Annotated in this window: 11 protein-coding genes and 1 tRNA gene; 10 read left to right on the forward strand and 2 right to left on the reverse strand. The window is 59.4% G+C overall.

Annotation, left to right across the window (positions count from 1 at the left end):
• Positions 1-39: 39 nt before the first annotated feature.
• The 8 genes from ccoG (at position 40) to EN804_RS38280 (ending at position 9020) form a co-directional block, all read left to right on the forward strand.
• Complete coding sequence (gene ccoG, locus EN804_RS31105; RefSeq protein WP_126057791.1) at positions 40-1599, forward strand: cytochrome c oxidase accessory protein CcoG; 1560 nt, start codon at positions 40-42, stop codon at positions 1597-1599.
• On the forward strand, positions 1596-2093 hold the full coding sequence (locus EN804_RS31110; protein ID WP_126057792.1) for a FixH family protein: 498 nt from the start codon (positions 1596-1598) through the stop codon (positions 2091-2093). Before ccoG ends, EN804_RS31110 begins: the two co-directional genes overlap by 4 nt.
• The gene (locus EN804_RS31115; protein WP_126059322.1) at positions 2090-4363 is read left to right on the forward strand and encodes a cation-translocating P-type ATPase; all 2274 of its coding nucleotides are present in this window, start codon (positions 2090-2092) and stop codon (positions 4361-4363) included. Before EN804_RS31110 ends, EN804_RS31115 begins: the two co-directional genes overlap by 4 nt.
• 5 nt (positions 4364-4368) lie before the next feature.
• The gene (ccoS, locus tag EN804_RS31120) at positions 4369-4524 is read left to right on the forward strand and encodes a cbb3-type cytochrome oxidase assembly protein CcoS (RefSeq protein ID WP_081714250.1); all 156 of its coding nucleotides are present in this window, start codon (positions 4369-4371) and stop codon (positions 4522-4524) included.
• 681 nt (positions 4525-5205) lie between these two features.
• The gene (locus EN804_RS31125) at positions 5206-5481 is read left to right on the forward strand and encodes a hypothetical protein (protein WP_126063931.1); all 276 of its coding nucleotides are present in this window, start codon (positions 5206-5208) and stop codon (positions 5479-5481) included.
• Positions 5482-5761: 280 nt separating this feature from the next.
• Complete coding sequence (ubiM, locus tag EN804_RS31130) at positions 5762-6943, forward strand: 5-demethoxyubiquinol-8 5-hydroxylase UbiM (RefSeq protein WP_185928959.1); 1182 nt, start codon at positions 5762-5764, stop codon at positions 6941-6943.
• A 254-nt stretch (positions 6944-7197) separates the two neighbouring features.
• Positions 7198-8361, forward strand: coding sequence for a GGDEF domain-containing protein (locus EN804_RS38275; RefSeq protein WP_245455339.1), 1164 nt, complete (start codon positions 7198-7200; stop codon positions 8359-8361).
• Complete coding sequence (locus EN804_RS38280; RefSeq protein WP_245454739.1) at positions 8355-9020, forward strand: EAL domain-containing protein; 666 nt, start codon at positions 8355-8357, stop codon at positions 9018-9020. Before EN804_RS38275 ends, EN804_RS38280 begins: the two co-directional genes overlap by 7 nt.
• Before the next feature lie 1454 nt (positions 9021-10474).
• Here the strand turns inward: EN804_RS38280 and EN804_RS31140 are convergent.
• Positions 10475-11797 (reverse strand): integrase, encoded by a 1323-nt coding sequence (locus EN804_RS31140; protein WP_126057794.1) that lies wholly within the window; start codon positions 11795-11797, stop codon positions 10475-10477.
• A gap of 114 nt (positions 11798-11911) precedes the next feature.
• Positions 11912-12001: transfer RNA gene (locus EN804_RS31145), tRNA-Ser, on the reverse strand.
• Positions 12002-12334: 333 nt separating this feature from the next.
• Here EN804_RS31145 and EN804_RS31150 point away from each other — a divergent pair.
• Entirely contained in the window at positions 12335-13003 is a 669-nt protein-coding gene (locus EN804_RS31150) for a 50S ribosomal protein L21 (protein WP_127275341.1), read from the forward strand.
• Positions 13004-13101: 98 nt separating this feature from the next.
• A complete protein-coding gene (gene rpmA, locus EN804_RS31155; RefSeq protein ID WP_013529063.1) occupies positions 13102-13371 on the forward strand; it encodes a 50S ribosomal protein L27 in 270 nt (89 codons plus the stop codon).
• Positions 13372-13463 lie beyond the last annotated feature (92 nt).

The following is a 13463-nucleotide window of genomic DNA, read 5'->3' on the forward strand; positions in this document are numbered from 1 at the left end:
CAGGTGCCCCTGACATTGGCTGGGAAAGTGGAGTTGCACATGCGTGATAAGACGCAGTTGACACGGCTCGAAACAGAAACTGTCAATTCCGCCAAAACCCGCAAGCCGCTTTATGCCGCGCGTCAAAAGATCTTTCCGAAGCGCGCCTCGGGCAACTTTCGTCGCTTCAAATGGCTGGTGATGACGATCACACTTGGCATCTACTACCTGGCTGCGTGGCTGCCTTGGGCTCGCGGTCCATTTGCCCCGGACCAGGCAGTCCTGCTCGATCTCGCGAACCGGCGCTTCTACTTCTTCTTCATCGAGATATGGCCCCAGGAATTCTTCTATGTGGCCGGCCTCCTGGTCATGGCGGGCGTCGGTCTTTTCCTGATCACCTCGACTGTCGGCCGTGCCTGGTGCGGCTATGCATGCCCTCAGACGGTGTGGGTCGATCTGTTCCTCGTCGTCGAACGTGCGATCGAGGGGGACCGCAACGCCCGCATGAAACTTGACGCAGGTCCCTGGACCGCGCGCAAGCTCATGCTGCGTGTGTCCAAGCACACCATCTGGCTGGTCATAGGGGCGGCGACTGGCGGCGCCTGGATCTTCTACTTTGCCGATGCACCGACGCTGCTCGGCGAGCTCTTCACCGGCACTGCGGCGCCCGTCGCCTACATCACTGTCGCCGTCCTGACGGCTACCACCTACACGTTCGGCGGTCTGATGCGCGAACAGGTCTGCACCTATATGTGCCCGTGGCCCCGCATCCAGGCGGCCATGCTCGATGAAAATTCCCTCACTGTCACCTACAATGACTGGCGCGGCGAACCGCGTTCGCGCCACGCCAAGAAGGTGCTGGCCGCAGGCCAGCCCGTGGGCGACTGCGTCGACTGCAATGCCTGTGTCGCGGTCTGCCCGATGGGGATAGACATTCGCGACGGCCAGCAGCTCGAATGCATCACTTGCGCGCTCTGCATCGACGCCTGTGACGGCGTCATGGACAAGCTCGGCAAGGAGCGTGGGCTGATCGCCTATGCGACGCTCTCCGACTACAACGCCAACATGATGCTGGCGACTGCAGGCGGGTCCAGCTCAGTCAATCCATCGCTGATCAGGACCGCTGATGGCCTGTTCTCCGACAAGGTGGCGCATTTTCACATCCGCAAGATCTTTCGGCCGCGCACCTACGTCTACATGGGCTTGTGGTCGCTGATCGGCCTCGGCCTGCTCTATTCGCTGCTGACGCGCGATCGGCTCGAACTGAACGTATTGCATGATCGCAATCCCCAGTTCGTCACGCTGACCGACGGATCCATCCGCAATGGCTATACCGTCAAGCTGCTCAACATGATCCCCGAGCCGAGGACGATCGTCGTAACCATGCAGGGCCTTGAAGGCGCTGACATGGTCGTCGTCGGCGACGACATCCCCGCAGGCCGTTCCTTCGCCATTCCGGTCGAACCCGACCGCCTGAAAATGCTGAGGGTCTTCGTTCGCCAGCCGGCGGACCAGATCCGCGCTCCGGCACAGACCTTCAAGTTCCGCGTCGAGGACAGAGCCAGCTTTGAGTCGAACGAGTACACCGCCACCTTCAACGCGCCGGAGCCCCTCAGATGACTGCCAATGTACAAAAGCCTCGTGAATTCACCGGCAGGCACATGCTGGTCATCATCCTGGCCTTTTTCGGCGTGGTCATCGCAGTCAATCTGACCATGGCAACGCTCGCCAGCACAAGCTGGACTGGCCTCGTCGTCGAAAACACCTATGTGGCGAGCCAGCAATTCAACAAGAAGGCCGAGGAAGGACGGGCGCAGGCAGCACTTGGCTGGACCGGCAAGCTGACCATCGCATGGGGCGAAGTTCGCTATGGCCTCGCCGACGTCGCCGGCAAGCCGGTTCCCTTGCACGGCGTCAAGGTGCTGTTTCGCCATCCCGCGTACGAGAAGGAGGACAAGTCGGTCACCCTCGCACCCGCCTCGGGCCAGGAATTCGCAGCCCAGCACATGCCGAAGGACGGCGTCTGGATTGTCGAAGTCGACGCCGACGCCGGTCTGGACAAACCGTATCGCGACGTCCGCCGGATCATGATTTCCAATGGAGCGCTGCAATGAGTTGTTGTGCACCGGGCGCCGAAATGGCGCTTGATCTGGTCAACACCGGATCGGTCCTGCCGTCCAGCCAGGAGATCAGGCTGGCGAGCCGATCGCTTGGCGATGATCTTCACCAGACCGATCTTTCAGTACCGACGGTTCATTGCGCAGGCTGCATCCAGACGATCGAGACGGCGCTGGGAAAGCTCGATCGCGTCGAGAGCGCCCGCGTCAACCTGTCGACGAAACGGGTCTCTGTCCGGTGGCGTGGTGACGAGGTCCCACCGTTCGTCGTCGCGCTTGGGCGGCTAGGCTACCAGGCGCATCTCTTCCCTTCCGAGGTCGGCGACAAGGACAGGACGTTATCGGATTTGATCCGCGCGGTCGCGGTTGCCGGCTTTGCGGCGGGCAACATCATGCTGCTTTCGGTCTCGGTCTGGTCCGGCGCCGAAGGTGCTACCCGCGACCTGTTTCACTGGGTCTCGGCGCTGATCGCCATTCCTGCCCTCGCCTTCGCCGGCGGCATCTTCTTCCGTTCGGCCTGGAATGCTTTGCGCCATGGCCGCATGAATATGGACGTGCCGATCGCGGTCGGTGTTTCGCTCGCCTACGCCATGAGCCTCTACGAGACGATCAACCATGGCGATCACGCCTATTTTGACGCGTCGGTATCGCTGCTGTTCTTCCTGTTGATCGGCCGCACGTTGGATCACGTGATGCGCGAACGTGCCCGGACCGCTGTGAAAGGCCTGTCCCAGTTGGCCGCACATGGCGCCATGGTGCTGCGCAGCGACGGCGCGCGCGACTATTTGCCGGTCGGCGAGATCGAACCAGGCATGCGGTTGTTGATCGCAGCCGGTGAGAGGATCCCCGTCGACGGCAAGATCATCCAGGGAACGTCGGATCTCGACTGCTCGCTGGCCTCAGGCGAAAGCACGCCGAAAAACGTGGCGCCGGGCGAAGCAGTTCAGGCCGGCGTGCTCAATCTTACCGGCCCGCTGACGATTGAGGCGACAGCCGCCGCGAAGGATTCGTTTCTGGCGGAAATGGTTCGTCTTATGGAAGCCGCAGAGGGCGGCCGCGCGCATTATCGCCGGATCGCCGATCGCGTTTCAGCGCTCTATGCCCCGGTGGTTCATCTCACAGCCTTCGCGACGTTCCTTGGCTGGATGGCGGTGACCGGCGACTGGCACCGGGCGATAACCATCGCCATTGCCGTTCTGATCATCACCTGCCCGTGCGCGCTCGGCCTCGCCGTACCGATCGTTCAGGTGGTCGCCGCGCGGCGCCTGTTTGAGAACGGCATCATGGTAAAGGACGGTTCTGCCATGGAGCGCCTGGCGACGATTGATACAGCGGTGTTCGACAAGACCGGAACGCTCACGCTCGGCCAGCCCCGGCTGGTCAATGCATCGTCGATCGATCCGGCCATGCTGGCAGTCGCGGGAGACATGGCTACGCATTCCCGCCATCCTTTTTCAAAGGCCATAGCCGGTTTTGCCCATCCCGGCGGGCAGTACAAATTTGATGCCGTCACCGAGCATCCAGGGTTTGGAATCGAAGCCACTGGAGCCGGAAGCACCTGGCGGCTAGGCCGACGCGGATGGGCTGGATGGAGAGCCCGGACCGGTGGTGAAGGCAAACATGGCGGAACCGTGCTGACAAAAGACGGGTTCATTGTCGCGACCTTCGATTTTGAGGACGCGCTGCGCGCAGACGCCAAGGCGGCGATCGGGCAATTGAGCCATGCCGGGGTGTCAGTGGAAATGCTGTCGGGCGATACTGCGGGTGCCTGCGGTGAAGTCGCAGAAATGCTGGGTGTCAAGGACTTCGTTCCGTGCCTGCTGCCATCCGGCAAGGTCGAGCGCATCGAGACCCTGGCGAAAGACGGACACAAGGTTCTGATGGTTGGCGACGGCCTCAACGACACGCCGGCGCTCAGCGCGGCGCATGTCTCGATCGCTCCAGCTACCGCCGCCGACATTGGCCGCAATGCCGCCGACTTCGTATTCCTGCGCGAAAGCCTTCTGGCAGTGCCTCTCGCGCTGGACGTCTCGCGCAAGGCGGGACACCTGATCCGCCAGAACATCGCGATTGCGATCGTCTACAATGCGGTGGCAGTACCAATCGCCATCCTCGGGCACGCCACGCCTTTGTTAGCGGCGATTGCCATGTCTGCCTCATCGGTGCTTGTTATTGGAAACGCATTGCGCTTGCACGGCTTCGGGGCGAATGCGACGCTGCAAGTTATTCAAAAAGTCGGACGCTCCGCAGTCAGCTATTCGGCATAATCCTCGTGACGACGTTGCTCTATCTCATACCAGTGGCCCTTTTTCTGGGTGCACTGGGTGTGTCCGGCTTCGTCTGGGCATTGCGAAGCGGTCAATACGAAGATCTCGACGGAGCCGCCGAGCGGATACTAATTGATCGGGACGACAAACCGGAACGCTGATTTCAATCCGCTGTGCATAAGATGCGCGGATCGCGCTCGTCAGTCGAGCCGGCTCGGTCGGGAACAAGCTGTCCATGCTCCATGCTCCATGCTCCATGACCATCTTGACCTAAGCTGCACACTACATTTGTGAAAAGCCTCTGTCGTGCGAAGGACTGCCTCCCATTGCACCCAGTATGAGGCGGCTGATGCCACGAGAGTACCTCGCGTGGCCGGACGAGAGCTTGGCCATGTGCGCACGGGTTCCAAAGTGGAACGTCACGGTCGATCACCTGACCGTGAACCGCCAGTGCCGATTGGTCATGTCTGGCTGATCCAGATCAGGGTCATACTCATCGGTGTGTTCTATTGACCAGTCTTCGACGGAGAAATGCATGACTTACGGAAAGATTGGTCGTCATTATCAGCACCTTCACGGTTCTGGGTTTTCTGTCGTGTGGTCGGCCATGCCTTGTGCTTACGGCGCAGCCATTAGCTGACCGGCGTCGTGTGTATCTCGCTTGCTGGCTGACCATCCGCGTGGCTGCGCGGACACGGGGGCCGATCAACAGCTTTCGCCTTTGATGGGTTGTGTGCGTCGAAAGTGGCCTTCTTTGGGCTGACTTCGTAGAAATGTTCCAGGGCTCGCATCCAGCGCCGAAGATCCTCGTGATGTCAACGTGCTGCGGAGCATCATCGGGGTTGGGACGTGCGTTTTCGAGATCGATCAACCGTCCGAAGTTGATCATTGGTTCGAGTGACGCGCGCTATTTCGACGACTATGTCGCCGCGTGGGCTTTGCTCTATCGGCGACTGAATTGCAAGGACATCGACATCGAAGCCATGCAGCAGGTTCTTGATGAGATATGCGCGGTCGTGGATAAAAGTTTCCGCTACCTTGGCTGGGATGACGAGAGAGAGCGCTACGTTCGATACCCTCGCAAGAGAGCCCGCTTCGACGTCGTGGAGCGTGAGTAGTATGCGCAAGGGTTCCAGGTGGAATGTGGCGATCGATGCGGCGCGGCCGTGGCTGACCAGCGTCGCGAGTGTCTCGCTTGCTGGCGGCGATCTGCGCGGCTGCGCGGCCAAAGGGCGGGATCGGTTAGCCGCATCCACCTCTGAGCGCTTTGAGTGCTTCGTTGCCGATCGATGCGAATCTCCCGGCCCAGCGCCTTTAGGCAATGCGGCGGCCACGGAGCTCATGTCACTCGGCTCAGTTCCACCGTTACACGAGGATAGGCGACCGGATGGCGGCACGCTGATGGGCTCTGACGATAATTTTGACATCGTTGTCGTTGGAGCCGGCCCGGTCGGCCTTTCGTTCGCTGCGTCGCTTGCCCAAAGCGAACTCAAGGTGGCAGTTGTTGAACAGAACACATTCGATAGTCTGGCGAATCCGGCTTTCGATGGTCGCGAAATCGCGCTGACCAACGCTTCGATCAGAACCCTTCGCGAGCTCGGCGCCTGGGATGTCATCCCGGCTTCGGACAAATCAGCACTTCAAGGCGCGCGCGTGCTCAACGGCTCGAGCGCATTCGCTCTTCGTTTCGATCCTCCCAGCAACTCTGGAGAACCGCTGGGGGTTTTGGTTCCAAATTGCCGGATCCGCGAGGCGCTGTTCAAAATCGTCCGCTTGCAGGATCGCGCCCGGCTGTTGTGCGGCCACTCGGTCGTCGATGCAACAAACAGCCAAGAAGGAGCAGTCGTAACGCTCTCTAATGGCGCGCGTTTAACTGCTCGGCTGGTTGTTGCCGCGGATTCGCGTTTGTCCGCCACGCGTGATCTGCTAGGCATCGGCGCCGATATCAACCGGCTTGGCCACTCGATGCTGATTTGCCGAGTGAGGCACGAGCGCGCCCACCACCAGATCGCCATCGAATGGTTCGATCACCATCAGACGATAGCGATGTTGCCCCTCGCGGAGGGCATGTCGTCGCTGCTGCTCACATTGCGCTCAAACGAGGCCTATAGACTGCTTGCCTTCGATGATGATTTGTTCCTGTCGGAGTTGACGAAACGGTGTCGAGGGCGCCTTGGAAAAATGACCTTGGCAAGCAAGCGCCACACCTATCCGCTGGTCACGACCTGGGCGCACAAATTCCGGGCGCCGAGCGCCGCACTCATCGGCGACGCTGCCATCGGCATGCACCCGGTGACCGCTCACGGATTCAACATCGGTCTCAGCAGCCAGAAGCAACTCGCCCGTGGAATCATGACTGCGTGCCGCGACGGCCGCAATGTTGGCGACCCCGACATGCTGCATATATACGAAAGGCGGCTGCGCCTGTCGGCGGCGCCGCTCTACCATGCAACGAACATATTGATTGGACTCTACTCCAGAGACCACCTGGCGGCACGGCTTGCAAGGCATCTGGGGCTTCGCTTTGCCCAACATGTTCCCCTTGTCCGGCATGGGATATCGGCGGAGCTCCAGCGGTGATACTGCACCAGCAGTCGCATTTTTGCGCGTGCTGGGCGAGCGATGGGAGAGAGTGCATGATGCACCGGAGTAATCCTGCTCCCCGACGCTGATCTCCGATTGAAGAATTAACCCGTCCTTCAGGGGGGCTGCATAGGCTGCGGACAAGCAGGAGTAAGCAAGCTGACCCGTCCAGCCTTGGAAAAGAAGATCCGCTGGAGGCGAGAATCCTTCAGGACCAGCTCGCTGATCTGAGGGCAGGCCTTTTCGTCTCAATGCCGATAAGCATTGTGCTGTCCGGGCTGATTTTGACCGTGCAGGCCCTTTCCGGGAACGGTCTTGCTGGCGCGGCCTGGTTTTCGGTCGTTAATGCGATAAATGCCGCCCGCCTTGCACTCGCCCGTCATCAGCTGAAGGAACCCGGAGTCCAGGATGATCTGACACGGGTTTGGCTGCGGCTTCGCTGGTTTGGCAGGCTTGCTCTTCTGGCGGGATTCACCTGGTCATTCCTTGCCATCCTAACGGCTGGATACACGACGTCTCAAGCATCGCTGCATCTAATAATTCTGGCGGGCATTTCAGCTGGCGCGGTCACGTACGGCAGCTCATATGCTGCGGCAGCGATATGCTTCATCACACCGCCACTCCTCATTGCCGCCGCATGTTTGCTGACGAAGGGAGCCCCGGAAAACTACATTCTGGCTTTTGCCGTCCTGCTTTTCGAGGGCGGCCTGGTTCGATCCTCGTTCGTTGGACAAGCGCGCTTCCGTGACGCGAGCCGCCTGAGACATCAAGCCGAGCGGCTTGCCGCGGAAATGGAGCGCAATTCCAGGGAGGACCATCTTACCGCGCTCCTCAACAGGCGGGGCCTCGAACATGCAATCGATCAGTTTGAGAACACCGATGGACCCTTTGTGGCCATGCTGATTGATCTGGACGGGTTCAAATCTGTCAACGGTACCTACGGTCACAGAACGGGTGACGAGCTGCTTGCCAGGATCGCCCGCCGAATAGAGGAAGAAGCACCGGAGGGCTCAACGCTCGCCCGCATCGGTGGGGATGAATTCGTGCTGGTTTTTTCTTCGCGAAAGAATTCTCCTTCTCCCACCAATCTCGCGTCCAATCTCATAGCCAAGCTTGCTCGCCCCTATCCTGGGATCGCATCCGTCCGCATTGGAGCGTCTATAGGAATCTACTTGGCTGAAAACCCCGGACTGACGGAAATGTTGTTGCGGGCCGACATCGCCCTTTACACAGCTAAGCGCCGCGGCAGGAATGAATTTTGTCTGTTCGGTGCCGAGCTAGCCCGGGAACTGCAACGCCGCCAGTCAATCGAACGCGATCTTCATTCGGCGATAACGATGAGAAGCTTGGTCGCTTGGTTTCAGCCAATCGTAAGACTCGAAACTGAAGCGTCGTCGGTTTTGAAGCCTTGCTAAGATGGTCTCACCCGCTTCACGGTCCCATTTCTCCGCCCGAGATCATGACAGCGGCACGCGAAACTGGAATGCTTCAGCTGCTAACTCAAACGGTATTCGCCGACTGTTGCGCTCTTATCGAGGGCTTGGTCAAAGCTGACCGTCGTGATGTTCGTGTGGCGATGAATGTTTCACCGCGCGAGTTGGAAGCTGGCGATATTGACGAGATGATTCTTAATGGTCTGGCGGCAAAAGACCTCCCTGCAACGATGTTCGACATCGAGATTACCGAAGAAGCCCCAGTGGATCCGGACAGAGTGGATGAAAAGCTCGGCCAGCTTTCACATGCTGGCATTTCTATCGCGCTCGAGGACTTCGGCACCGGTTTTTCGACGTTGGCATCGCTCAAGGACAGTCGGATCAGGAAAGTGAAAATAGATCAGGGCTTCATTCGCGGCTTAGCCAAGTCCCGGGAGAATCGGCTGCTTGTCAAAGCGGTGATTGACCTTGGTAGGACGCTCGGGATCGAGGTCATGGCCGAGGGCGTTGAAACAGAGGCAGATCGGCAAACTCTGTACAAGCTTGGCTGCAGAACCGCGCAGGGCTTCCTGTTCTCTAAGGCAGTGCCTCTCCATTTGGCACTTGATTCGGTAGTAAAAGAGCACGCGAAGGAGTTGTGACCGGCCTCTCCGTCCGTGCTGCTCGCGGAACTTTCATGTGGGGTGGACCTGACGCGCGAAAGCCGTTTCGGACGGTAGAGTTATTACGGGGGCGAAACTGAGCACGTGGTTTGGATAGCAGCAATCCGGTCCACCGGCGCACATGCAGCGGCTTCATACAAGCGTTCAAGTTGCGAGATGAGCTTGAGTGAACGACGTCGGAGAATTGCGTCCCTTGGACGCTGGTTTCGCGGTTCCCGTAGGATTCGATTACGGGAAGCGTTCTTGGCTGCTTCTCGGCTCAGCGCTCATCTGGATGAACAACGTACCCGCGGTCAAGGTTTTCGCGACCTCAACCCAGTCACCATCCCGCAACAGCAGCGGTCGGGTCCTGATCAAGCGCTCAGCCTCAGCACAGGTGCTGGAGCAACGGTAGAGCGCGGAAAACGTGTATCGGAATGCGCTGGCTCACCATAGGAAGCTGCCACGGCATGTCGAATGTCCCCAGGGGGCGGGACCGTTCCCTTGCATTTGTCTCGATGACGGGCTCTCAAAGCTAAAGCCAAGAGAGCTTTATAAAAATCGCACCCGATCGGCTGCGCAACGACGACCAGCTGAGGCCCGATCGGGTGCTAAGGTCGTGCCAAAAAAGGCGCGTCACTGTCGCATTTCTAGCCGGCTTGCGATCGGACGTCATCTCTTGGCGATCGTTGCCCCTTCTCTCAAATGCGCTTAGCGGCGCCGACGGCGAATAGCGCAAGCTTTTCCACCCGTTTCTACTCCACTACCGAGACTCGTCACCAACCTCCTTTTATTCGCTTCCATATGGCCCATCCTGTCTCCAATCGAGGAGGAGCGCGAACATGGGCCAAGCCGTAGAACGTCTCAGTCTCGGGAATTCTTCTGCTCGCCAAACTGCCGTTGTCACCGGCACCATATTTGGCAGGGTGACAGTGAACGACAAGATATCAGGCGTTCTTGTCTGGGCTGAACTATGCTTGCAAGCCATAACCCAAAAATCGCCGATCCCTTTGAATTCGAGCCGGATGAATGGGTGTTTCAAAATTTTTGGCGGTTTTAGGCAGAACCCTCCGATGGCCCGCGTACCGGTCAAGCTTCGTGAGCACTTTAGGTTCGTCGATCAGGCATAGGTTTGTATCCCATGCCACATGCTGGCCGTTTGCCTAGTTCGGAAGCCCTCGAGAGGCGTTGCTCGTCTTGGTATGGCGTCGCCCCTTTTTCCGATCCATCGGCCACGGAGCTAGAATGCTGTCTAGCTGTTGCCGCCTACTTGGTCATCCGGCATGGAGATGCCTATATACCGACCTTCGAAAGGCTGGAATACGAGGTCGAACAAATGCGGCGGAAGCTCGGAAATCGCGAGCGAGCGCAGCGCGTGCTGGCCACGCTCAACCTAAATGGCTCGGACAGCTGGAGCCGTGAGGTTGGTTCTCAAGGCCTGGATGGCGCCGCAATCACATTCGCCCGGGCGGGGTAAAAGCGATTTTTTGAAGCCACTCGCGCTTTTGCGCTAACGAAGGTCCCGCGCCGTATTTGGGCCGGATCCATTTGTGGCCCATCAGAGAAGCAATTACCTTCTCCGGCGCCTCAACTGCCGTCAGCCGGTCCTCGAAAGTGTGTCGCAGGCTATAAAGACTATGCTCGGAAGTCGGCAGAAGTTCCTTGCTGGCGAGCACCTTGTTGACGAGCGCTGAAAGTGACGCGGCCTTGTCGCGATAACGAGGAAAGCCGTCCGGATGGAGCTTGATGGCTGCAAGTGCGCCGCCAACCAAGGGAATGTCACGGGCTGAATGACCGGTCTTCAAGCGACGGCCATTGGGGCGCACCCGCACATGCGGGATTTCTTGATCGAGGTGGATTGTTTCGGTGGTGAGGTTTGCCGCTTCAGAAAGCCTGAGTCCGGTATCGGCAATCACATAGATTAGATGGCGGGCTTCGTCATTGAGTCCGTCGAGCGCGCCTTCAGCGAGTATCTTCTCCTGAATGAACTCCGCTGTGAACGCAGCGCGTTGCCCGGGGACGGCGCCGGAAAGACGCAGGTTTCGAAAAACCGGCTCCAGCTTGAGCTGGTGAGTCAGATCGACGACGCGCAGCATTTTCGAAACATGGCCGATGTCCTTGTTGGCCGTACCGATATCAAGTCCATCCTCAACGATCCGCTTTTGCCACCACTCGCGGAACGCGATTGCGTCGTCCCGAGTGAGGCTTGCGATCTCCTTGTCGCCAATGACTCCAACCAGATTGGCAACTGCGCGCTTTTTGGGGTTACGCCATTTCTTGATTTGGTTAGGCGACATGGTCAGCAAGTTCTGTTGCTCGATCGTCTCGAATTCCTTGATAAGACCGCTCAGGCGGACCGCTGGCCGCTTCTCCCCACCCATGACGGCCGAGACGTCCTGCGCGTCCTCGATCGATTTTTTGTCGAGGAGCAGCTTGATACGGGCCATGAGTTCGTCGAGCGGCCCCGCTGCTAGTTCCTCGTTAGAGCGATAGGCCAATCCAAATGACCGCGCGCGCTTCCTCGCGGCTTCGAAACGCAGCCCCGCCTCGGCGGATTGGCCTTCCCGCAGTCTACGCCAATACGCCTCCAGCCCCGCGCCGAGGCTTTGCACTGCATCTCGCGCCCGTACACCGCGGGGATCGTCAGCCACGGCGACGCCCGTGGAAATGCGTACTAGGCAGCGGCGATCAAACGCCGCGAATTCCTTCGGCACCCTGCGGACGAGATACCAGATGCCTTCACGTTTATGCGGCTTTGGCGCTGCGGAACGTCGCATTATCTTTCTCTAATGTTACACAGTTTGTTACACAGTCTAAGATAAGTTTCGCTTCGCGCTGGTCAAGCGCAACAAGGAAGCTTTTGAAAGGAAACGATTATTATGGAAGCTAAATGGCGGAGAGGGAGGGATTCGAACCCCCGATGGGCTTGCACCCATGCCGCATTTCGAGTGCGGTGCATTCGACCACTCTGCCACCTCTCCGCGGTCATGGTCCACCGTTGCCGGCGCGGCGCACTAGATAACGGCTGATCGGGCAGGTTACAAGGCCAAATCCGCCGGAAATTCAGCTTGCCGTCCCGGACCTTGCCTGGACCGATGCCGCCCGTCCCCGGCAGGCAATGTCGGCTGGTCCGCCGAGGCAAGGAATCGGGCTGTTTGCCTTGACTCCCACGCAACCTTCGGTTAGGGACAGCGCGCAATCGGCGTGGAGGGTTCTTCCGCGCCGCTTGTTTTTTGAACCCGCAGACTGACAAAAAGACGGCCGAACCGCCAGAGGCGGTTCATCAAGGCCGACCGAACAGCGAAAGGCAAAAAATGTTCGCAGTCATTAAAACGGGCGGTAAGCAGTATCGCGTTGCCGCCAACGATCTCCTGAAGATCGAAAAAGTCGAAGCCAATGTCGGCGACATCGTCGAGATCGGCCACGTGCTCGCGCATGGCGAGGGCGAGAATGTCACGTTCGGCGCGCCGTTCGTCGATGGCGCTCTGGTCACCGCCGAAGTCGTCGAGCAGGGCAAGAACCGCACGGTCATCGCTTTCAAGAAGCGCCGCCGCCAGAATTCGCGCCGCAAGATCGGCCATCGCCAGCTTTTGACCACCGTGCGGATCTCCGAGATCCTGCTGGGTGGCGCCAAGCCCGCCAAGAAGGCCGCCGTCAAGGCGGAAGCCAAGGCTGAGGTTGCTGCCGAGGCCGCGCCGAAGGAAGCCAAGGCCAAGAAGGACGCCCCCAAGGAAGAAGCGAAGGCCGAGGCCGTCGCCGCGCCGCTGTTCAAGGCGCCGAAGGGCGAGCCGGACGACCTGACCGTGATCAAGGGCATCGGCCCGGTCGCCGCCAAGGATCTCGCCGAGCAGGGCATCATCACCTTCGCGCAGCTCGCCAAGCTCAGCGACAAGGATGTCGCCAAGATCGACGAGCACATGCCGTTCAGCGCCGACCAGATCAAGGACTGGCGCGAACAGGCCAAGGAACTGGCGAAGAAGTAATTTTTCCGGCGAAACATCAGCCGGATCGGACTTGAAACGGAACGCGAACGCGTTCATAAAGCCTTTTAGGCGCCTTGCGGCGCAACGGAGTTAGTTAGATGGCACACAAGAAAGCTGGCGGCTCGTCGCGCAACGGTCGCGACTCGCATTCCAAGCGTCTGGGCGTGAAGAAGTTCGGCGGCGAAGCCGTCATCCCGGGCAACATCATCATTCGTCAACGCGGCACGACCTGGCACCCCGGCGTCAATGTCGGCATGGGCACGGACCATACGCTTTTCGCGCTCGAAACCGGCGCCGTGACGTTCAACAAAAAAGCCAACGGCCGGACCTACGTATCGGTCAACCCGATTGCCAAAGCCGCGGAGTAGCCGGTTCCGTACTAGAACACCGGCGCCCATCTCGGGAACCGGTGTCTGGCAAAGCCAGGAAAAGGATCAGGGGAGATGGGTTTCCATCTCCC

Origin of the sequence: Mesorhizobium sp. M8A.F.Ca.ET.161.01.1.1, from assembly GCF_004792105.1 — a bacterium.
Classification (GTDB): domain Bacteria; phylum Pseudomonadota; class Alphaproteobacteria; order Rhizobiales; family Rhizobiaceae; genus Mesorhizobium.